The organism is Rheinheimera muenzenbergensis (assembly GCF_036984005.1).
Classification (GTDB): domain Bacteria; phylum Pseudomonadota; class Gammaproteobacteria; order Enterobacterales; family Alteromonadaceae; genus Alishewanella; species Alishewanella muenzenbergensis.
In genome coordinates this window covers 44,930-65,796 of sequence record NZ_JALAAR010000009.1, presented here as the reverse complement: position 1 = coordinate 65,796, position 20,867 = coordinate 44,930, and the positions used below count along the sequence as shown (strand labels likewise).

Genomic DNA, 20,867 nt, shown 5'->3' with positions numbered 1-20,867 from the left:
ATGTGGCTTTCAGATACCTCGGTTAAACGACCGGTTTTTGCCACTGTCGTCAATTTGTTGTTATTGGTGTTCGGCATTGTCTGTTTTACCATGTTGCCACTGCGCGAATACCCGGATATCGACTCGCCTATCGTCAGCATCAGCACTAATTACCCGGGTGCCTCAGCAGAAATTGTTGAATCAAAAATTACCCAGCTGTTAGAAGACCGCATCAGTGGTGTCGAAGGTATAAAAAATATCACCTCTACCAGTCGCAATGGCCGTTCTAATATTTCTATCGAGTTTAATGTTGAACGCGATATTGACTCGGCCGCCAACGATGTGCGCGACCGGGTGTCACGGGCGTTAAATAACCTGCCGGATCAAGCCGATCCGCCGGAAGTATCTAAAGCCAGCGACGATGAAGATACCATCGCCTGGTTTGTACTCAACAGCGAGTCGATGACCACTTTGGAACTTACCGATTACGCTAAACGTTATATAGTGGAACGTTTTTCTGTGGTAGACGGTGTGGCGCGGCTGCAACTGGGTGGCTCGCGCGATTATGCCATGCGAATTTGGCTTAATCGCGATGCCATGGCGGCGCGCGGCGTAACAGTGCAAGACATTGAAAGCGTGCTGCGGGCAGAAAACGTAGAGCTGCCGGCCGGTAATATTAAATCGGATGACCGTGACTTTACGGTACGGGTTGAACGCAGCTATAAAACCCAGCAGGATTTTCGTCGGCTGGTCATTAAGCGCGGCGCCAATAATTATCTGGTACGGCTCGGTGAAGTAGCCGACGTGCTGCTAACCTCAGAAAATGAGGAAAGTGAGTTTCGTGGCGATGGCAAAAACCTGCTCGGTATCGGCATTATTAAACAGTCTAAGGCCAATACTCTTGAAGTTGTCAGAGCGGCCCGGGCTGAGATGGAGCGTATCAAACCGACGCTACCGGAAGGCACGACCATTGAGCCGGGTTATGATTCTTCGTTATTTATCGCCGAATCAATAAAAGAGGTATACAACACCCTGGCTATTGCCATGACCCTGGTTGTGGTGGTGATCTTTCTGTTTCTGGGTAATATCCGCGCTACCTTTATCCCGGCGGTTACCGTGCCGGTAGCCCTGGTTGCTGCCGTTACCGTGTTATTTGCACTGGATTTTTCCGTCAACCTCCTGACGCTATTGGCGATGGTATTGGCCATTGGCCTGGTGGTAGATGACTCTATCGTGGTACTGGAGAACATTTACCGCCGTATTGAACTTGGCGAGCATCCACTGCTGGCGTCTTATCGCGGTGCCCGTGAAGTGGGCTTTGCTGTTGTGGCCACTACGCTGGTACTGATTTCGGTGTTCGTACCGCTGGTGTTTATGCAGGGCCAGTTGGGTAAACTCTTCACCGAATTTGCCCTGGCCATAGCCGCTGCAGTTGCTTTTTCCAGTGTTACGGCCCTGACATTATCACCTATGCTGTGCAGCAAGTTACTGACGCATCAAAAACGCGAAAGTAAACTGGGGCTATGGCTGCATGGTGCCTTTCATAAACTGGAAGCAGCCTATCAGCGCCAGCTGAACGTGGTGTGTGACACAAGCTGGCCAGTGATGATAGTGGTCGCGTTATGCTTTGTTGCCAGCTATATGCTGGTGCGCTTACTTCCCAGTGAACTGGCACCGCAGGAAGACCGCGGCACCTTTTTTGTCATGATGAGCCCGGCCGAGGGCGCCAGCTATAACAGCAACAGCCGCAATATGCGCCTGATAGAAGACGTGTTGATGCCGTATTACCACGATGGCGAGTTTAACCGTTTGCTGGTACGGGTGCCTGGTTGGGGCAACAGTGGCGGCGTAGCCATAGTGGGTACCGAAAACTGGCACAACGGTAATCGGCGCACGCAGGAATTGATGGCTGAAGTCAGCCCGAAATTAAATGCCATTCCGGACGTACGCGCCTTTACATTTATGCGCAGTGGTTTGGGCGGCGGCGGCGGTGGCGGCCGGCCAATCCAGTTTGTATTGCAGGGCAATACCTATGAAGATTTGGCGCGCTGGCGCGATATCGTTATTGCCAAGGCAGCAGAAAACCCTAACATCCTGATGCTGGATCATGACTACAAAGAAACCGTGCCGCAGGTTCTGGTAGAAATTAACACCGAAAGAGCCGGTGACCTGGGCATATCAGTAGGTGCCATTGGCCGCTCGTTGGAGGCCATGCTGGGCGGACGGCGGGTTACCACCTTCCTGGATCGGGGTAAAGAATATGACGTGATCATCGAAGGCCTGGATGAAGACTTTAGCGCACCTGGCAGTATCACTAACGTCTACTTACGTTCTGACACCTCGGGTGAGCTGATCCCGCTGGACAACCTGGTAACCTTGCGTGAAGAAGCCACGTCTTCCAGTTTAAACCGCTATAACAGAATGCGCAGCATTACCCTTACAGCCAGTATGGCGCCGGGATATAGCCTGGGCGAAGCACTGGAATATCTGGAAAATATCGTACAAACCGAAATTCAGGATACCGTCGGTATAGATTACAAAGGCGAGTCCTTACTGTTTCAGGAAAGCGGCAGTTCTACCTTAATGGTGTTTGTGCTGGCGCTGCTTATTACTTATCTGGTACTGGCGGCGCAGTTTGAAAGCTTTATTCATCCACTGGTGATCCTGATCACCGTGCCACTTGGCTTGGTTGGCGCTTTATCCGGCTTATACTTTACCGGTATGACGCTGAACATTTACAGCCAGATTGGCCTGGTCATGCTAATAGGCCTGGTAGCGAAAAACGGCATTCTGATTGTCGAATTTGCTAACCAGCTGCGTGATGCCGGTGTCGAATTTAGCAGCGCGATAAAACAAGCGGCCAGCCAACGCCTGCGCCCTATAGTGATGACAGCCTTTACTACCGCCATGAGCAGTATTCCGCTGATTATTGCCAGTGGCCCGGGCTCAGAAAGCCGGATGGTAATAGGTATGGTGATCTTCTCCGGCGTGGCGCTGGCGACGCTGATGACGATATATGTGGTGCCTGTCACTTATATGGTGTTTGCCCGCAATACCGGCTCGCCGAAACGGCTGGAGCAAAAACTGCAGCGGCTGGAGCGTGCTGCTCCGGATGAGCACGCAGCAGACGAGGTACACCCCAAATAAGGTATTAAGGGCACGCAAGTGCCCTTTTTATTGCCGGAATAATTGCAAAAAGCTGACTGGGCAGTACCCTTAAACTCAGCGTAAGTTAGACAGAGGACATAGTATGCCGATACAAACTGCAACCTTTGGCGCTGGCTGTTTTTGGTGTCTTGAGGCCGCAATGAACCAGCTAACCGGCGTGGTCCAGGCGTTAAGTGGCTATATGGGCGGCACCGCAAACGATGCCAATTATCGCCGGGTTTGTGATGGTGATACCGGCCATGCTGAAGTGGTACAAGTTGAGTTTGATGACAGTATTGTCAGCTATCAGCAGCTTTGTCTGGTGTTTTTCAGCCTGCACGACCCGACACAACTTAACCGGCAGGGAAATGATGTCGGCAGCCAGTACCGTTCAGTCATTTTCTATCAGGATGCAGAACAACAAAAGCTTGCCAGAACTTTAATCGATCAGCTTGCTGAGAAGCAGATTTACGCTTCGGCTATAGTGACTCAGCTGTGTGCTGCCGAGACGTTTTATCCGGCAGAAAGCTATCATAAGGGCTACTTTGTTGCCAATCCCCAGCAAGCTTACTGTCAGTATGTCGTGGCACCTAAACTGGCTAAATTTCGCCAGCAGTTCACCGAAAAATTAAAGCGCTAGCAAGGGTCGGGACAACCGTGTCAACATTAAGCTGACACGGTACACCCCGTCTAACCTTTGGCCATACTTAGTGCAGCAGATAACTGACACCGACATTTGCCGTCACACCGTAGCTGTTGTATCCCGCCACAGTCTGATAATGTTTGTCGGTCAGGTTATCAATTTTCGCCCGAATCACTAACTGATCAGATAAATCAAATTGCGCGCCAAATCCCCACTGGGTAAAACCGGGTAATTTCGGTAATGGGTCAAAGGGGCCTTGCTGCGTTTTACTTTGGTAATCTGCAGTAATAAACATTGACCAGTCAGTAAACTGGTAAGCGCCGCGCCAATGTGCTGCGTGCTCGGGCCGGCGTGCAAGACGCTTGTTGGCATCATCACGGGCATCCAGCCAAGTGTAACTAAAGCTATAGCTGAACGCTTGCAGCGTTACCTCGGCGCTGGTCTCAACACCGCGGATATTCGCTTTGGCAATGTTTTCCATCTTGCCGTTTCCCCACTGCAGCAAGTCGGACACGTTACGGTCAAACCATGTCAGGTTTAGCGTCAGGCTGGCATCACGATAGCGAAGTGCAATTTCATCTTCGATGGCGCGTTCAGGCCGCAAGGCCGGATTTTCTGAGCCGGGATAGTATAAATCATTAAACGATGGCGCTTTAAACGAGGCTGCCCGCCCTGCCCGTAACGACCATAACGAATTCAGCTGATAAGCTGCTGCTAATTGCCAGGTATTAGCGCCACCAAATTGGCTGTCCAGATCGCGTCGTACCACGGCATCAAAACTCACGGCCGCCTGGTCAACACTTATACCACTGAACAAAGCCCGGTTTTTTCGGGCTGATTGCAGGTACGCCGGGGCCGATGCTGCAACACTTTCCTGATACCAGTTAACGCCGCCAATGGCACTAACAGCTTCAGTTAAGGGGCTCGTAAGCTGGTAGCTGAACTCATCGCGGTCGGTCTGGAACGGGCTGCGCGATTGCGGCCCAAAACTGACATCACGATCGCGCTGCCGGCTAAGCTGAGCCTGATGTTGCGTTGCACCTATGTCGTGCTGCCAGCCCAGAATGAAAGTCCGGTTTAACGTATCGGCCGCGTCTTCACTGCCCCATTGGTTATCGTATTGATAATAGCCTGAGCTCACGTCGGCTTGCGCTGACCACTGGCCGACATGGCTTTGATAGGCACCGGCTAACTTGGCAAACCGCTGGCGGTAGCCATCGCGATCAGGGTCGGCATTGGTTTGCGCATTAATGCCATCAGCTTGCTGTGTACCTACGGTAGCGTGCAGATTAACGTTGTCACCACGATAGGAAGCGCTGACATCGGCGCCAATCTGGCCATTGCTGCCGGCGTTAGCGTTAATTTCTGCCACTTCAGCGCGACGGGTGCTGATTGCAATAACACCGGCCATAGCATCAGCGCCATAAAACGCCGCCCGCGGACCACGGATTATCTCTATGCGTTCTATCAGCTCAAGCGGCAACATAGCCAGGGATTTAGCGCCCGCAGTGGCAGAACCGCTTCGCACGCCATCAATCAGGATCAAGGTGTGTTTTGCTTCACCACCGCGAATAAAAACACTACTTAACTGGCCACGGCCACCACTACGGGCCACATTAATACCTGGCAATTGTGCCAATAATGCGGGTAAATCTGCGGCCTGACGCGCAACAATATCGTCGCGCTCAAGCAGGGTAACGCTGGCTAATACTTCCGCTTCGGCAGTGGCGGTACGGTTGGCGTAAATACTGATATGTTCGATGTCTTCAGCGTTGGCTGAAAAACAGGATGCGACCAGCACGGCCGCCAAAGCAGGTTTAAACATGTAAGCTCCGAAAACGTGCCCGCCGCACATTTAGTCTGGTTGAAGGATTTTTCCGGCCGGTCTCCGGGCTGACAACCTGCTTGCGCCCGTATTCGCCTTCCCATCTTACGACAGTGGCTTTGAATACAGTTCAGTTGTTTACCGTTGCGGGGGCAGCTCTGGTTTTACACCAGATTCCCGTTTACCTGCAGTTTACTGCAGCACCAGAAAAAGCGGCTCCCTGATGGAGCCGCGTGCAGTTTAACGTGGCGAAATTAAAAGTCAACAGCGCTCTGGATGGCCAAATCCAGCCGGTTAATCGCGGAAGTTTTTGAATTGGAAAGGTTGGCCCAGATCGCTGGTACGCACTAACTGCATTACGGCTTGCAGATCGTCACGTTTTTTACCCGTTACCCGCAGCTCTTCGCCCTGAATAGCCACCTGTACCTTAATATTGCTGTCTTTAACCAGTTTAATGATTTTCTTCGCCTGGTCTTTGTCTATGCCTTGCTTAATGCTGACATAGCGTGTGACGAACTTACCATGCCGCTCTTCTTTTTCAATCTTAAAACTACTGACATCAAGCTGCAGCTTGCTGGCTTTAATCGCAAAAATATCAAACAACTGCATTACCTGCTGATCGGCTTCAGCGGTCAGTTCAATCTGCTCTTTGTTTAGCTCAATTTTGGCGTTAACGCCGCGAAAATCAAAGCGGGTTTCAAGCTCCCGTTTAGCGTTATCCACTGCGTTTCGCGCCTGGTTCATATCAATTTCTGACACGATATCGAATGAGGGCATTAAAATCTCCTTAGCATAAGCCATTCTGTCTGCTGGTGATTATAACCAGAAAACTGCTACAATCCGAGCGCCATCTGCTTCGGGGGTTTTTGTGCCGCAATCTTTTTATCGTTGGTTATGTGTATTTTGTTTTACCGCCGCCACCGCGTCTTTTCTGGCGGAGTTAAGCGGTCACCGTATTGCTGGCGGTATAGCGCATATCGACAAACTGGCCCATTTTGCCATTTTTGCCGTGCTTAGCGCCTTATTGTGGAAAGGCTTTAAATTGCGCCCCCTGCCTGCAGTTATTTTACTGGGCTCTTATGGAGGCGCTATTGAATTGGCGCAGCATTTCTTCACCCGCCGCAATGGCGATTGGTGGGATCTGCTGGCTGATATCACTGGTATTGCCAGTTTTTACCTGCTCAGAGCATTATGGCACGCCCTGCGCCCCCGCAGTCAGCGTTAAACTGGGTCGTTGTTGGCCAGGGTGCCATTGGCCTGCTGGCAGCCAGTCGTATGCAGTTGTCTGGTATGCCTGTATCACTGCGGCTGCGCCACGATACGGCGTTATCCATTAACTTTATTCAACCGCAGCAAACACAACAACTTCACTTTGCACCTGCAATCGCGCCGTTAAATGCGGTATTACTGCCGGTTAAAAGCTATGCCGTAATCAATGCGGTAACAGAGTTATTACCGCAGCTTAGCTCAAACGCCCAACTGGTGTTAAGCCATAATGGCATGGGCACTATTGCCCAGGTATTGAGCTTAATCGGTGAACAGCAAGGTTTGTGGTTTCTAACCACAACACATGCTGCTCTGCGGCACCAGCATGATGTCATCCGTACAGGTATCGGCCAGAGTGTATTGGCGCCGGTAAATGCTGCGGCCAGGAGCTGCCGGGAAAAGGTACCACACGCCATGGATAAAGCACTGGGGCCACTGGTCGTCGTTGATGATATTCAGCCGTATTTGTGGCAAAAGCTGGCTATCAACGCAGTAATTAACCCGCTGACGGCTATCCATAACTGCCGTAACGGCGAGCTGGCGAAGCCCTGCTATCAGCAACACATTAGTCAGCTGCTGCAGGAAGTATGCGCGGTAAGTGCGGCCTGCGGACAGGCGCTGGAATATCAGGCCACGCTGGACAAAGTACAGCAGGTGATAACGGCGACGGCGCAAAACTTCTCATCAATGCAACAGGATATTGCGCATCGGCGCCGCACCGAGATAGAGGCGATTAATGGTTATGTAGTACAGCAAGCCGCGCGCTTTAACCTTGCTGTACCCTATAACAGTGGGCTGCTGCAGCAAGTACAGCAGCTTGAACAGCGCGGTTAAGGCCGGTACACCGCTACATTAGTAAAGCCTTGCTCTTGCAAAACCACCGCCTGTAAGCGGCTCATTACGCCACGGGCGCAATAACAATAATATTGCTGGCTTTGATCCAGGCTGGCAAATTGCGAGCTCAGGCGGAAAAACGGCATTTCAATTACCTGATGTCCGGCAACGGTCAGTGGTTTATCTTCGGTTTCTTCCGGCGCCCGTATATCCAGCACTATGGCATTAGCCGGTAGCTGGGCCAGTTCGGTCACTACGTGCGCCTGTTGCTCTGCCTGATACTCCACCGTGCGGATATCCAGCACCTTGGCTTCGTTTATCACTTGCTCCAGTACGCTGAAATCAAACTGCAGCTCGGTCTGTTCAACTTCGGCCAACACGGCATTTACTGTTGGCTTTTTCGAAATAACGCCACAATATTCCGGCATACTTTTGGCAATATCTTCGGCGCCGATTTTGCGCGCCATATCGATAATTTCCTGCTTGTCCTGATAGATCAGCGGCCGCAGGATTAAGGTATCGGTTACCCGGTCGATCACGTTCAGGTTGGCAATGGTCTGGCTGGACACCTGGCCAATGCTCTCACCGGTAACCAGGGCTTTAATACCCAGACGCTGCGCCACCTCACTGCCGACACGCATCATCATGCGTTTTAACACCACGCCCATCAGGCCGTTGTCGATTTTTTCCAGAATTTGTTCTACCACTGGGGCAAAATTGACGCTGACAAATTTTACCTTGTGCGACAAGCTGTAGCGCTGCCAGATATGGAAGGCCATCTCACGCACGCCGGCTTCATGCGCCGCGCCGCCAAGGTTGAAAAACAGATAGTGAGTACGTAACCCTTTGCGGATCATCAGGTAACTGGCTACAGCTGAGTCATAACCGCCGGAAATCAGCGACAATACATCTGACTGTGACGGCAGCGGAAAACCGCCCATACCCGGGTGCATTTTACGCACCATGATCAGCAGGTCTTTTTTAATTTCCAGCGTGACAACCAGATCCGGCTTTTTCAGCTGAACTTTGGCGCTGGCAACATGCTGATTTAAGCCACCGCCGATATAGCGCTCGGCTTCAATTGAACTGAAGTCATGGTTGCCACTGCGCCGCACTCTGACGCTAAAGGTTTTATTTACCAGCTGCTCGGCATACACCACCAGCACCTGCTCAAAAATATCGTGCAGGCTGCTAAAGCTGCTGGATTGCATTTCCGCAAAAGCCACCACACCCGGAATGCAGCCTAAACGGTCGATTAACTTTTGTTGGATGGCCGGATCGTCGTTGTCACAGCGCACGGTAAGATGATCATAGTTATTGCTAACCTCTACCGCAGAATCAACCTGCAACAGAATAGTTTTAAGATTACGCTCCAGCAGCAGTGTCTGGCGTTTACGCACCGACTTGCTTTTAATGGCAATTTCCGGATGCAATTTAATAAGAAATTCAATCATCTGAGGTTAGCTTTTATTGACCGCAAAAAACAGGGCGCAGATTATAGCGGATCTTGTTACAAAACCCTAATCTGCGCCCGGTATAGCAGCAAAGTAATACTAGGATTGCGGCGCCTCTAAGCTGATAGGCTCAGACTCTTTCGCCTTACCCTGCATTATCGACACTTCAACCCGGCGGTTGCGCCGCCGGTTTAGCTCAGAATCGTTAGGCACCAGTGGTTTGGTGTCCGCATGGCCAACCACAACCAGCCGTTTACGATCAAAACCCGGCGCTTTAACCATTTCAGTTGCCACCGATACTGCTCGCTGGGCGGATAAGTCCCAATTATTACTGTGCAGCTCATCCGCTACCTGAATATCATCAGTATGGCCGGTCACAGTAATTTCACCCGGCACCTCATTGAGCAGCTCGCCAATGCGCTGAATTATTGGTTTAAAACGCGGCTGTAAAAACGATGAACCCGATGGAAAAGAGCCATTTTCACGGATGCGGATGATAATTTGCTGGCCAAGTGACTCCAGCTCTATGGCACCGTCCACAATTTGCTTTTCTAACTGTTCGGCCAGTTTTTTAACCATTTCATTGCTTTGCTCTTGCATCGCCTCAGCTTGAGCCTGCTCAGCCGCAGCTTCGCCATCCATAGTTTCGTCGGCGTTGCTCACCGACTGGCCACCGCTAAGATCCTCGCGTTGCTCTTGCCGGCCACCGGCCGAATCTTCCTCACCGGCCTGAAACTCTATAACCTGCTGGGTAATATCGATGGTTTGCTGCTGTAATGTTTCAATGGGAGTCGGGTCCGGCCGGCCAGGACGAAACTCCATGGCAATAACGCTGGTACCCTTGGGAATATCTTCTACTTCTATTTTATTTTGCACCCCGAAAGCAAACTTCATTGAACCGGCTATTTGCTTAAACTTCAGCACATCCATTTCAGAAAATGCCAGCAACAGCACGAAAAAGCACATTAGCAGTGCCATCAGATCAGCAAAGGTGCCCATATACGCCGGCAAACCCGGCGGCGGGCATTTACACTCTTCTGCTTCGTCGCTCATCACTTACTCCGCTGCCGCAGGTTCGCGCTTACCCTGGGCTAAATAATTGCGCAAAATGCCTTCAATAACTTTCGGGTTCTGGCCATCCTGGATACCTAAAATGGCATCCAGGATCAGCTGATTATTGGTTTTTTCCTGCAGGTTTCTCACGGCCAGCTTATCAGCCAGCGGTATAGCAATAACGTTGGCAATAAAGGCACCGTATAAGGTTGTTAACAGCGCTACCGCCATCGCCGGCCCTATCGCTTTAGGATCATCCATATTGGACAACATAGCTACCAGGCCAATAAGCGTACCAATCATGCCCATAGCCGGCGCCACATCACCAAGGTTTTTAAAAATCGCAATAGCGGTTTCATGGCGTTTTTCTGTCAGGCTGATATCTTTCATCAGCGTCGCCCGCACCACATCGCCATCATGACCATCAACCAGCATATTCACGCCTTTTTGCATAAAGGCATTGGGAATTTCGGCCTCTTCCAGCGCCAAAAACCCCCCTTTGCGGGCTGAATCGGCCAGTTGTACCGCTTTTTCAATCAGCTCTTCCGGCGATTCAATTTTAAACATAAACGCTTTCGCCGCTGCCTTGCCGCAGCCGAAAAACTGGCTTAGCGTAAATTTGGATAACACCACGAAAATAGAACCTACCAATACAATAAGTACTGAAACAGTGTCCATAAACATGGCAGGCGCGCCATTACTACCCAGTATCATCGCCATGATGATAAAGCCTATAGCGCCTAACATACCAACCAGGGTGGCTATATCCACTGTTTTCTCCTTAACTGTTATACTGCTGCGGCAAAGATTTTATCAGTTTATCTTAGACGATAGATGTTTATCGACAAATGCGCCGGATCATTGAATATAAATTGTATGAAATTATCAATTTAGCCTTTCACAACCGCTTTCTGATTGACCATAATAGCCTGCTAGGGTAACTTTGCGCACACTTTTCCAGGGGGTTGTATGAGCAAAAAAAAGGCCGATTTAAGCCAGTTTGAACAAACATTGTCAGAACTTGAGCAAATAGTGCAACAACTGGAACAAGGCGAGCTGTCGCTGGATCAATCTTTACAGCAGTTTGAACGCGGTATTACCCTGGCCCGGCACAGTCAGCAATTGCTGCAATCGGCCGAGCAAAAAGTACAGTTATTAATGCAGCAGCAACAACAGGAAAACCTGCTGCCGTTCGCTCCAGAGCAGGAAGATTAAAGTGCCGCTGCAACAATTACCTTTATATCAGCAGCGGGTTGAGGCTCAGCTACAACAGCTGTTAGCGGCCAAACTGCACACCGACGTGCGCTTACTCGACGCTATGTCTTATAGCCTGTTACTTGGCGGCAAAAGAATACGGCCTTATCTGGTGTACGCCTGTGGTACCTTGCTCGGTGCCAGCCTGCACGATTTAGATGGGCCGGCCGCCGCGCTGGAAGCCATTCATAGTTACTCACTTATTCACGACGATTTACCGGCGATGGATAATGATGATTTACGCCGCGGCAAGCCAACCTGCCACAAAGCCTATGACGAGGCAACCGCAATACTGGCAGGCGATGCGTTGCAGGCACTGGCTTTTGATATCATTGCCAGTCACCCGTATCAGCAGGTTAGTAGTCAGTCTGTGGTTAGCATGTTGCAAAAGCTGGCGCAGGCTGCCGGTTACAGTGGTATGTGTGGTGGTCAGGCGATAGATTTAGCCCAAACCAACCAGGCAACCAATTTGCAGCAACTTGAGCGCATGCACCGGCTAAAAACCGGTGCCCTGATTGAGTGCGCCGTACAACTGGCCTGGCTGTGCAGCCGTAAACAAGATCCGGCAGAGCTTGCTGCGCTGCAGGCTTTTGCCGGAGCATTAGGGCTGGCTTTTCAGGTGCAGGATGATATTCTCGACATTGAAAGTGACACCCAAACACTGGGCAAGCCGCAGGGCTCTGATACTAAGGCGAATAAGTCAACCTACCCGGCGCTGCTTGGGCTACCCCAAGCCAAAGAAAAAGCACAGCAGCTATATCAGGACGCGTTGGACGCACTGGCTGCACTACCTTATAACACCGATGAGTTACGTGGCTTTGCCCGGTACATCATCGAACGCAAGTTTTAATACAGGCAACAATTATGGCGTTAGATCTTAACGATTATCCACTGCTGGCCAAAGCCCAATTACCTGAACAGCTGCGACAGCTGCCACAGGCTCAGTTGCCTGCACTTAGCGATGAACTGCGTCGCTATTTGCTGCGCAGTGTTAGCCAGAGCAGCGGCCATTTCGCCTCTGGTTTGGGTACGGTGGAGCTAACTGTAGCGCTGCACTATGTTTACAATACACCTTTCGACCGGTTGATTTGGGATGTCGGCCACCAGGCCTACCCGCATAAAATTTTAACCGGCCGCGCGGAAAAAATGCATACCATCCGACAGAAAGATGGCTTGCACCCGTTCCCCTATCGCGAAGAAAGCGAATATGACGTGTTGTCGGTTGGCCATTCCAGCACCTCTATCAGTGCTGCGCTGGGTATGGCAATAGCCGCGCGTCAGGCCCGGTCAAACCGCAAAGTGGTTGCCGTAATTGGAGATGGTGCCATTACAGCAGGTATGGCCTTTGAAGCCTTAAACCATGCCGGCGAAGAACGGCCGGATATGCTGGTTATTCTAAATGACAATGAAATGTCTATTTCAGAAAATGTCGGCGCTTTAAACCGCTACTTCGCCCGCATTTTATCCGGTAGCTTTTACACCAGCCTGCGCGAAGGCGGTAAGAAGATTTTAAGCGGTGTCCCGCCCTTGCATGAGCTGGCCAGCCGGGCTGAAGAGCACTTCAAAGGTATGGTAACACCGGGTACCTTTTTTGAAGAGCTCGGTTTTAATTACATTGGCCCGATAGATGGCCATGATGTCTGTGGCCTGGTAGATACCATTCGCAATATGCGTAATCTGAAAGGCCCGCAACTGCTGCATATTGCCACCAAAAAAGGTAAGGGCTATGCCCCTGCTGAGGCAGATCCTATTGGTTATCATGCGGTATCGAAATTTAACCCGGATGAAACAAAACAGCCGACTAAAAAAGCCAGCCTGCCAAGTTTTTCCAATGTATTTGGCAACTGGATTTGCGATATGGCAGCCCAGGATGAACGACTGCAGGCTATTACTCCGGCGATGCGTGAAGGCTCGGATCTGGTGCGCTTTTCCAAAACCTACCCACAACGCTATTTTGATGTTGCCATAGCAGAGCAGCACGCCGTTACGCTGGCTGCAGGTATGGCAATTGAAGCGTTGAAACCGGTAGTAGCCATTTACTCCAGCTTTTTACAGCGCGGTTATGATCAACTCATCCATGATGTCGCCTTGCAAAATCTGGACGTATTGTTTGCTATCGACCGAGCCGGTGTGGTGGGTGCGGATGGCCCAACCCATCAGGGCGCCTTTGACATCAGCTTTATCCGCTGTATTCCCAATATGCTGCTGATGGTCCCGTCAGATGAAGACGAGTGCCGGCAGATGCTTTACACCGGCTATCAATATAACGGCCCGGCTGCGGTGCGTTACCCACGAGGTAGTGGCACCGGTGTAACGCCGACACAAGATATGCAATTACTGCCGCTGGGCAAAGCCAAAGTGGTACGCCAGGGTACAAAGCTGGCCATCCTGGCGTTTGGCCCACTGCTGAGTGCCTGTCAGCAGGCAGCAGAGCAGTTAGACGCCACGCTGGTTGATATGCGCTTTGTTAAACCGCTGGATGAAAGCCTGCTAACTGAACTGGCCAAGCAGCATCAGCATTTTGTTAGCGTGGAAGATAACGCCATTATGGGTGGTGCCGGTTCTGCAGTAGCGGAATTTATCGCCCGGCAACAGCTTAAGGTAAAGATCAGCATGTTGGGATTGCCGGATAACTTTATCAAGCACGGTACGCAACAGGAAATTTATACCGAACTGGGGCTGGATAGCGCCGGCATTCTGGCACAAATTAAGACACTGATGTAAGAAAAAACCCGCAGCCATTGCGGGTTTTTTCTGGTACCTAAGCGGGGCCTTTCATATCAAAATGCGCCAGTCCGGCAGACAATAATCGTTCGACCTGCGCCTCGACATGCGAGGAGTCTTCAAATTCAAATGCATCGACTTGCTGATCAAACGCGATGGTCGCGACGCCATTTTTGCCGGCATGTTTAACATGGTGCAGCGCCATTTCAGCCAGCTGCAGCGAAATCTCCCAGTTAATTAGCTGCCCGCCCAGCAGTTCCAGCGGGTAAATGGCATAACCGACCGAGCAGGTTAGCCGGGTACGGTGTCCGTCCGGTAAATTAAATACGGTGCGGGCCACCAGTTCATTCAGACGCTGGCTGAACTCTGCCACCAGTTCGGTTTGAATATCCCGCAGCACCAACACAAATTCTTCGCCGGCAAAGCGCACCACATAGTCAGAACCACGGGTTTCGCGGATCAGTAAACCAGCAACCTGCTGAATGCAACTATCACCGGAGCTGTTACCAAACTGATCATTAACCTGTTTAAAGTTATCCAGATCCAGATGGATCAGTGCCACACATTTGCCTTGCGCCAGCATGGAGTCCCGATTGCGCTGAAAATGTTCAATGTCTTTCGGTAACTGCTCAAACAGGAACCGGCGGTTACGTAAGCCGGTCAGACTGTCTTTATGCGTTAACAAGGTTAGCTGCTCGTTTAGCTCATTTAGCTTAACGTTACTGTTTTCCAGCTCCTGGGTACGCTGTTTTACCAGGCGCTCTAATTGTTGCTGCTGATACATACTGTTGCGCCGCATCAGCCACATTATCCAGTACAGGCAAAACAACGCCAGTAACAGCCATAAACCGCGATACAGCAAGGTTTCATCAAAGCGTTTGGGTATCGTTAAAGCCAGCCGTGCAGAGCGTGCCTGCTGCCAGGATTCATTATCAAAGCGGGCTTGTAGAAGAAACTCAAACCGGCCTGGAGTCAGATTGGTATAAACCGCCTCCCGCCGATCACCGGCTTCGTGCCATTGCTGATCAAAGCCCTGCAGCTTATAGCGAAACCGCAACGCCGTTGGTTTAACAAATTCTAATGCTGAGTATTGGATTGTCAGATTGCGATCGTCCAACTCCAGTACCAATGGTTGTAGCTCATTGTCTACCACATAGCTTTTTGTACCTTGCACCTGTTTTATTACCGGCTTTAACTGCCGGGTGGCTGATGCCGATAAGTCTGCTTTTACGGCGACAACCCCTTTTAAGGTAGGGTACCAATATTGCTGCTGCCAAAACGCCACCTTAGCGTGCCCGGCGCCGTTGCAGCAGCGCCCGGGTACGGTGCCTAACTGCCTGTCATGCGGGCCTAAAACCTGCTGTGCCGTAAGGTCTGCCTGGCGCAATTGTGGTAAATCGGCAGAGTGCACACGGAAAATACCCTTATGGCTACTTACCCACAAATACTCAGTCGTCGTGTCGAAAATCAGGCTGACCACCGGGCTATGCGGTAAACCATTGCCGCTATGCCACTGCAACCACTGTTGCTGCCCGGGTAAGCGGATAAAAATTCCGTCATCTAATGTAGCCGCGACCACAGTGCTGTCAGGTAATATTTGCAACGCCGTGATATAGCTATTGTACAAAGCACTGCCGATCCCCAGCCTGAGCAACTGATTGTTACTGTACTGATACAAACCACGCGTCGTACCAAACACCAGTAAGCGCTGCTGTTGCTGCATAGCGGTAATATTGCGCGATTCCAACTCATTATTGTGCGAAAACGCTGTCAGCCCACTGCCCTGATAATGAAAAATGCCCATCACGCCACCAATCCACAGGCCGTCAAGGCCATCAGGCAGTAACATGCGAACCGTATACTTACTTAACTCCGGAAATTGCGCTGTCAGGGTATTTTCACCACGGTTCAACCTTTGAACACCGCGGTCAGTCGCCAGCCACATCTCATCGGCTGACGGCCAGAACACGTCATGTATAGTGTTAGCGCCCAGTGCCGAGGCATCCAGTATTTTATGATAACTGCCATCGGCTTTTAGCTCACCGATATCAGACTGACCGGCCAGCAACAAGTTATTGTCCGGCGTCACCGCAACACTGCGTACCACCGGATCAGCGTGCTCGGCCACGATACGGCGAATATTACCGCTGGAGGCCCGGTACAGGCCGTCGCTGAAACTGGCCAGCCAGATATTCTGTTCACGATCTTCAAAAATATCACTAAACCAAGGGTAACTACCGAGCTCGTCACCGGTAATATGTTGCCACTCCTGATCGACATGTTTATGGAACAGTTTGCGGTGTGCTGAAATCCAGTTATTACCTCTGCTGTCTTTTAGCAGCTTATAAACGGCAGTATTATTGTTGTCCGGTAATTGGCATTGCTTTACCGAGCCATCAGCTTCCAGATGAAAAAAGCCGGGCTCTGCGGCTATATGCAGGCGGTCTTTACTCCAATATAAATCATATACCGGTGTCTGCATCAGCTCTGGTGGCAGGTTATAACTTTGCACATCACCGTCGGTGTTAATCAGGTACAGCTTTTCTGTGCTACTTACCCAAACCTGTTCGCCAACCAGCTCTAACTGACTCACCTGGGCCTTTATTTGTTCAACCCGGCTAACCTTACCATCTACCACGCGAAACAAATGATCGGCGGCCACCCAGATTTCACCGGGCCTGACTTCCACAATTGAAGTCACTTCTGCCAGTATTGGATAGCGGTCAAATGTCAGTGTTAACGGATCCAGACCAGACAGGCCGGCCTTAGTGCCTACCCACATGTAGCCCCTGCTGTCATGCAATAAACGGGTAACCGCATTACTGGCAAGATGCCGGTGTTGCTCCATGGTAAAGTGTTCAAACTGCATACCATCGAAGCGGTTTAAACCGTATAAGGTTGCCAGCCAGATAAACCCCTGCGAGTCCTGACTGACCGACCTTACCGAGTTGCTCGACAGGCCATCACCACTACTCCAGTGTTTAATATCAAAATCATATACAGATTGTTGTTGGTAGGCCGCGCCAATAAAGCTGGTGCACAATAAAATGAAGGACAGCAGATATTTCATTGATGGCAGCCTGTTTTCATCGGTTAACTCAGTGGCAGCATTGCCAATATTGTCTGTAACGCCAGCAGTGCAAAGATACCTGCAACGATATCATCCAGCATAATGCCGACACCGCCATGCACTTTTTTATCCAGCCAGCTGATAGGCCAGGGTTTTACAATATCAAACAGCCGGAATAAAACAAAGCCCAGTAGTAAGGTGTGCCACTGCAGTGGTACCCACAACATGGTAATACCATAGCCGATAATTTCGTCCCAAACGATGGCGCCATGATCGTGCACCGCCACATCTTTCGCCGTCTGACCACAGATATAAACACCCAGCACTGAACCTAGCAACACAAACAGCAGCAGATAGATGTTACCGGCCCACAGCAGCAACGCCACCAGCGGTACAGCCGCCAGGGTACCGCAAGTGCCAGGCGCTTTGGGTGCCAGGCCACTGCCAAACCCCAACGCCAGAAACTGATGCCACCTGGTTAGGTTAAATACGACCTTTGTCATGAGAAATGCGTAAATCCCTGATGCTGATAAGCGTACTGTTGCTCAGCTTGTTTCAGTTCCAGTTTGCCGGCAACACCGGTAATGCGGCCAATACAGCTCAAGGGTATGCCATAAGGAGATAGCAACACATCCAGTGAGCCGCGCCGCGCTTCAGGCACGGTAAACAGTAGTTCATAGTCTTCGCCACCAGACAGCGCCAGCTGGATTGCCGTGGCCGGATCACAACTGTCTTTTAATGCCTGAGACAAGGGTAACTTACCGACATCAATACTGGCGCCAACTTTAGACCGCGCCATTATATGCTGGATATCGCTGTACAGGCCGTCGGATAAATCCATCGCGCTACTGGCGATATTACGCAGTGCCTGCCCCAGCGCAACCCGGGCTGACGGATAGTGAAAGCGTTGCAAAATATGGGTCTGGTGCTTTTTGCTGACCTGATGGACGCCCTGACATAACCGCAGCCCCAACGCAGCATCGCCCAGGGTACCGGTAACATAGATGTAGTCACCAACACTGGCGCCGCTGCGGCTAATTGCCTTACCGCGTGGTACTATACCTTTGGCAACCATCGTCAGACTAAGCGGGCCCCGGGTGGTATCACCGCCAATCAGCTGGCAATTATAGTATTCGGCCGTTTCATGCAAGCCGGCAGCAAAAGCACTCAGCCAGTTTTCATCGACATTAGGTAAAGTCAGCGCCAGCGATAACCAGGCCGGTTCAGCGCCCATAGCCGCCAGATCGCTAACATTGACCGCTACCAGCTTATGGCCCAGCGCCCGGGGATCGTCATCAGGAAAAAAATGCGTGCCCGCGACCATAGTGTCAGTGGTGACAACCAAATCATAACCGTCACGCACCTGCAATACTGCGCCATCGTCACCGACACCTATAGTGGTATCACTGCGTTTAGCACCGCTGCTGGCAAAGTAACGGGAAATAAGCTCAAACTCGCCCATAGACTAAAAAGCCGGCGTATGCCGGCTCTCCTTTTAACTTGGCCGTAAAACCCGCACAGCCTTATCGAGAATGCCATTAACAAACTTATGGCTGTCATCGGCAGCAAATGCTTTTGCCAGTTCAATGGCTTCGTTAATTATCACTTTATACGGCACATCCTGGCGGTATTTCAACTCGTAAGCTGACACGCGCAAAATGGCCTTTTCCACCATATCAATTTCTTCGAAAGGGCGGTCCAGATACGGCTTTAACGCTTCATCCAGACTGGTATGGTTTTTCACCACACCACGCACCAGATCCTGAAAATAGCCAACGTCCAGATGTTTAACGTTGGTTTCCAGCATCAGTTGCTGTTCAATTTCAGTAATAGGGTTCTGGCTGACATGCCAGCTGTAAATTCCCTGTACGGCAAGTGACCGTGACTGACGACGGGCGTTCGGTTTCATTAACGTTTCTCTTCCTGTTACAGCTGGTTCAGCAGGTTAACCATTTCCAGCGTCGACATTGCCGCTTCACTGCCTTTGTTACCGGCTTTAGTACCAGCACGCTCAATGGCCTGCTCAATACTGTCAACGGTTAACACGCCAAAGGCGACCGGCAAATTAAACTGCATCATGACCTGGGCAATCCCCTTAGTGCATTCACCGGAGACATATTCAAAATGCGGCGTACCGCCACGGATCACTGCGCCTAAGGCAATAATGCCATCATATTTTTTACTGGCCGCCACTTGTTGTACAGCCAGTGGCAACTCAAAAGCGCCAGGCACGCGGATTACCGTAATATCCTGTTCAGCAACGTTACCAATACGCTTTAACGTGTCGATTGCACCTTCCAACAAGCTTTCAACAATAAAGCTGTTAAACCGCGCAACAACCAGCGCAAATTTTTTCCCGTTGGCAGCATATCCCGCTTCAATCACCTGCATGAGTTACCCTTAAAAATAACAGCGCTAAAAATTAGCCGTGCATAATAGCACAACCTTAACAAAACCGGCAGCGTCTTTGTGCAGACGCGGGCCCTGATTTAACCTTGCTTATTCGCTAACGTAATCTACCACTTCCAGGCCAAAGCCAGACAGCGCATGATACTTTTTCGGCTGGCTTAACAAACGCATTTGCTTCACGCCCAAACTGGCAAGAATTTGCGAACCGACACCTACATTTCGCGATGTGCCATTCCAGGGCGCACTGCGTGGTTTTTCGCCCTTATCTTCAGCTTCAAACGCCTGTACAGTACGAATAAGATGGTCAGCAGACTCATGCTTACCCAGCAATACCAGCACGCCGCCATCACGGGCTATGCGCTCCATCGCAGTATGCAACGGAAAACTGCGGTTAGCCGCCCGGTTTGCCATTAACAGATCACTAAAGGTGTCGTGCAGATGCACCCGTACCAGTGTAGGCTCATCTGCTTTTATCTCGCCTTTAACCAGTGCAAAGTGAATTTGGCTGTCGATAGTATCTTTAAACGTGACCAGCTTAAAATCACCAAATTCAGTTGGCAGATGGCAGCTGGCAACCTGCTCAATAGTGGTTTCATTCAGATTACGGTATTCAATTAAGTCGGCTATGGTGCCAATTTTAATGTCGTGCTTTTTCGCAAACAGCTCTAAATCGGGGCGTCGCGCCATAGTGCCGTCGTCATTCAGAATTTCGACAATCACTGCTGCCGGCTCCAGCCCGGCCAAGCGGGCTAAATCGCAGCCGGCCTCAGTGTGGCCTGCCCGCACCAACACACCACCATCCTGTGCCATTAACGGGAAAATATGTCCCGGCTGTACGATATCACTGGGGCGGGCATCCCGCGCTACCGCCGCTTTTACAGTACGGGCACGATCTGCGGCTGATATACCGGTCGTGACCCCTTCAGCGGCTTCGATAGAAACGGTAAAGTTAGTTGAAAACGGCGACTTATTGGCATCCACCATCAACGGCAGCGCCAGCTGGCTGCAACGCTTTTTGGTCAGGGTTAAACAAATCAGGCCGCGGCCATGGGTGGCCATAAAATTAATCGCTTCCGGCGTAATATACTCAGCAGCCATCAGCAAATCGCCTTCGTTTTCACGGTCTTCATCGTCCATCAGGATCACCATTTTGCCCTGACGGATATCTTCAATTATTTCAGCTGGAGTATTCAGTTGCATAGCAAACCT

Annotated in this window: 18 protein-coding genes and 1 riboswitch; of the genes, 7 read left to right on the top strand and 11 right to left on the bottom strand. The window is 50.8% G+C overall.

Annotated features, from left to right (window positions below; genetic code table 11):
- Nucleotides 1–3,126, top strand: coding sequence for an efflux RND transporter permease subunit (locus tag MN202_RS11680; RefSeq protein ID WP_335736303.1), 3,126 nt, complete (start codon nucleotides 1–3; stop codon nucleotides 3,124–3,126).
- Between the two features lie 103 nt (nucleotides 3,127–3,229).
- Entirely contained in the window at nucleotides 3,230–3,766 is a 537-nt protein-coding gene (gene msrA, locus MN202_RS11675) for a peptide-methionine (S)-S-oxide reductase MsrA (RefSeq protein ID WP_335736302.1), read from the top strand.
- A gap of 67 nt (nucleotides 3,767–3,833) precedes the next feature.
- Here the strand turns inward: msrA and MN202_RS11670 are convergent, their stop codons facing one another.
- Together MN202_RS11670 and MN202_RS11665 are read right to left on the bottom strand one after the other, a co-directional pair.
- Entirely contained in the window at nucleotides 3,834–5,594 is a 1,761-nt protein-coding gene (locus tag MN202_RS11670) for a TonB-dependent receptor domain-containing protein (protein ID WP_335736301.1), read from the bottom strand.
- A 37-nt stretch (nucleotides 5,595–5,631) separates the two neighbouring features.
- Nucleotides 5,632–5,817, bottom strand: a riboswitch (cobalamin riboswitch).
- Between the two features lie 71 nt (nucleotides 5,818–5,888).
- Nucleotides 5,889–6,371, bottom strand: a complete 483-nt coding sequence (locus tag MN202_RS11665; protein WP_335736300.1) for a YajQ family cyclic di-GMP-binding protein — start codon at nucleotides 6,369–6,371, stop codon at nucleotides 5,889–5,891.
- 91 nt (nucleotides 6,372–6,462) lie between these two features.
- Between MN202_RS11665 and MN202_RS11660 the strand changes: the two genes are divergently transcribed.
- Complete coding sequence (locus MN202_RS11660; protein ID WP_335736299.1) at nucleotides 6,463–6,819, top strand: VanZ family protein; 357 nt, start codon at nucleotides 6,463–6,465, stop codon at nucleotides 6,817–6,819.
- Nucleotides 6,786–7,694, top strand: coding sequence for a ketopantoate reductase family protein (locus tag MN202_RS11655; RefSeq protein WP_335736298.1), 909 nt, complete (start codon nucleotides 6,786–6,788; stop codon nucleotides 7,692–7,694). The genes MN202_RS11660 and MN202_RS11655 overlap by 34 nt, the downstream gene beginning before the upstream one ends.
- On the opposite strand, the gene thiI is transcribed toward MN202_RS11655, so the two are convergent.
- The 3 genes from thiI to pomA form a co-directional block, all read right to left on the bottom strand.
- Complete coding sequence (thiI, locus tag MN202_RS11650; RefSeq protein WP_335736297.1) at nucleotides 7,691–9,148, bottom strand: tRNA uracil 4-sulfurtransferase ThiI; 1,458 nt, start codon at nucleotides 9,146–9,148, stop codon at nucleotides 7,691–7,693. The genes MN202_RS11655 and thiI overlap by 4 nt on opposite strands.
- Before the next feature lie 99 nt (nucleotides 9,149–9,247).
- The gene (locus MN202_RS11645; protein ID WP_335736296.1) at nucleotides 9,248–10,201 is read right to left on the bottom strand and encodes a flagellar motor protein MotB; all 954 of its coding nucleotides are present in this window, start codon (nucleotides 10,199–10,201) and stop codon (nucleotides 9,248–9,250) included.
- Nucleotides 10,202–10,204: 3 nt separating this feature from the next.
- A complete protein-coding gene (gene pomA / locus MN202_RS11640) occupies nucleotides 10,205–10,972 on the bottom strand; it encodes a flagellar motor protein PomA (protein WP_335736295.1) in 768 nt (255 codons plus the stop codon).
- 198 nt (nucleotides 10,973–11,170) lie between these two features.
- Here pomA and MN202_RS11635 point away from each other — a divergent pair, with 198 nt between their 5' ends.
- The 3 genes from MN202_RS11635 to dxs are packed head-to-tail and all read left to right on the top strand — an operon-like array spanning nucleotide 11,171 to nucleotide 14,179.
- Entirely contained in the window at nucleotides 11,171–11,416 is a 246-nt protein-coding gene (locus MN202_RS11635) for an exodeoxyribonuclease VII small subunit (RefSeq protein WP_335736294.1), read from the top strand.
- 1 nt (nucleotide 11,417) lies between these two features.
- Nucleotides 11,418–12,305 carry a (2E,6E)-farnesyl diphosphate synthase gene (ispA, locus tag MN202_RS11630; protein WP_335736293.1) on the top strand — a complete coding sequence of 296 codons (888 nt, stop codon included), beginning with the start codon at nucleotides 11,418–11,420 and terminating at the stop codon, nucleotides 12,303–12,305.
- Between the two features lie 14 nt (nucleotides 12,306–12,319).
- Nucleotides 12,320–14,179 carry a 1-deoxy-D-xylulose-5-phosphate synthase gene (gene dxs / locus MN202_RS11625; RefSeq protein WP_335736292.1) on the top strand — a complete coding sequence of 620 codons (1,860 nt, stop codon included), beginning with the start codon at nucleotides 12,320–12,322 and terminating at the stop codon, nucleotides 14,177–14,179.
- Between the two features lie 37 nt (nucleotides 14,180–14,216).
- Here dxs and MN202_RS11620 read toward each other — a convergent pair whose 3' ends face one another.
- The 6 genes from MN202_RS11620 to ribBA all read right to left on the bottom strand — a co-directional run bounded on the left by MN202_RS11620 (nucleotide 14,217) and on the right by ribBA (nucleotide 20,858).
- Nucleotides 14,217–17,249, bottom strand: a complete 3,033-nt coding sequence (locus tag MN202_RS11620; protein WP_335736291.1) for a ligand-binding sensor domain-containing protein — start codon at nucleotides 17,247–17,249, stop codon at nucleotides 14,217–14,219.
- 23 nt (nucleotides 17,250–17,272) lie between these two features.
- Complete coding sequence (locus tag MN202_RS11615) at nucleotides 17,273–17,752, bottom strand: phosphatidylglycerophosphatase A family protein (protein WP_335736290.1); 480 nt, start codon at nucleotides 17,750–17,752, stop codon at nucleotides 17,273–17,275.
- On the bottom strand, nucleotides 17,749–18,711 hold the full coding sequence (gene thiL / locus MN202_RS11610; RefSeq protein ID WP_335736289.1) for a thiamine-phosphate kinase: 963 nt from the start codon (nucleotides 18,709–18,711) through the stop codon (nucleotides 17,749–17,751). Before thiL ends, MN202_RS11615 begins: the two co-directional genes overlap by 4 nt.
- Nucleotides 18,712–18,744: 33 nt before the next feature.
- The gene (nusB, locus tag MN202_RS11605) at nucleotides 18,745–19,158 is read right to left on the bottom strand and encodes a transcription antitermination factor NusB (RefSeq protein WP_335736288.1); all 414 of its coding nucleotides are present in this window, start codon (nucleotides 19,156–19,158) and stop codon (nucleotides 18,745–18,747) included.
- Nucleotides 19,159–19,175: 17 nt separating this feature from the next.
- Complete coding sequence (gene ribH / locus MN202_RS11600; RefSeq protein ID WP_335736287.1) at nucleotides 19,176–19,640, bottom strand: 6,7-dimethyl-8-ribityllumazine synthase; 465 nt, start codon at nucleotides 19,638–19,640, stop codon at nucleotides 19,176–19,178.
- A gap of 108 nt (nucleotides 19,641–19,748) precedes the next feature.
- Nucleotides 19,749–20,858: a bifunctional 3,4-dihydroxy-2-butanone-4-phosphate synthase/GTP cyclohydrolase II gene (gene ribBA / locus MN202_RS11595; RefSeq protein ID WP_335736286.1), complete on the bottom strand. Its 1,110-nt coding sequence runs from the start codon at nucleotides 20,856–20,858 to the stop codon at nucleotides 19,749–19,751.
- Between the last annotated feature and the right edge of the window lie 9 nt (nucleotides 20,859–20,867).

What these genes read in the sequence shown, in the direction of transcription:
- MN202_RS11680 (WP_335736303.1), top strand. Translation starts at nt 1, where the DNA reads ATGTGGCTTTCAGATACCTCGGTTAAACGACCGGTTTTTGCCACTGTC.
- msrA (WP_335736302.1), top strand. Translation starts at nt 3,230, where the DNA reads ATGCCGATACAAACTGCAACCTTTGGCGCTGGCTGTTTTTGGTGTCTT.
- MN202_RS11670 (WP_335736301.1), bottom strand. Translation starts at nt 5,594, where the DNA reads ATGTTTAAACCTGCTTTGGCGGCCGTGCTGGTCGCATCCTGTTTTTCA.
- MN202_RS11665 (WP_335736300.1), bottom strand. Translation starts at nt 6,371, where the DNA reads ATGCCCTCATTCGATATCGTGTCAGAAATTGATATGAACCAGGCGCGA.
- MN202_RS11655 (WP_335736298.1), top strand. Translation starts at nt 6,786, where the DNA reads ATGGCACGCCCTGCGCCCCCGCAGTCAGCGTTAAACTGGGTCGTTGTT.
- thiI (WP_335736297.1), bottom strand. Translation starts at nt 9,148, where the DNA reads ATGATTGAATTTCTTATTAAATTGCATCCGGAAATTGCCATTAAAAGC.
- MN202_RS11645 (WP_335736296.1), bottom strand. Translation starts at nt 10,201, where the DNA reads ATGAGCGACGAAGCAGAAGAGTGTAAATGCCCGCCGCCGGGTTTGCCG.
- MN202_RS11635 (WP_335736294.1), top strand. Translation starts at nt 11,171, where the DNA reads ATGAGCAAAAAAAAGGCCGATTTAAGCCAGTTTGAACAAACATTGTCA.
- dxs (WP_335736292.1), top strand. Translation starts at nt 12,320, where the DNA reads ATGGCGTTAGATCTTAACGATTATCCACTGCTGGCCAAAGCCCAATTA.
- MN202_RS11620 (WP_335736291.1), bottom strand. Translation starts at nt 17,249, where the DNA reads ATGAAATATCTGCTGTCCTTCATTTTATTGTGCACCAGCTTTATTGGC.
- MN202_RS11615 (WP_335736290.1), bottom strand. Translation starts at nt 17,752, where the DNA reads ATGACAAAGGTCGTATTTAACCTAACCAGGTGGCATCAGTTTCTGGCG.
- thiL (WP_335736289.1), bottom strand. Translation starts at nt 18,711, where the DNA reads ATGGGCGAGTTTGAGCTTATTTCCCGTTACTTTGCCAGCAGCGGTGCT.
- nusB (WP_335736288.1), bottom strand. Translation starts at nt 19,158, where the DNA reads ATGAAACCGAACGCCCGTCGTCAGTCACGGTCACTTGCCGTACAGGGA.
- ribH (WP_335736287.1), bottom strand. Translation starts at nt 19,640, where the DNA reads ATGCAGGTGATTGAAGCGGGATATGCTGCCAACGGGAAAAAATTTGCG.
- ribBA (WP_335736286.1), bottom strand. Translation starts at nt 20,858, where the DNA reads ATGCAACTGAATACTCCAGCTGAAATAATTGAAGATATCCGTCAGGGC.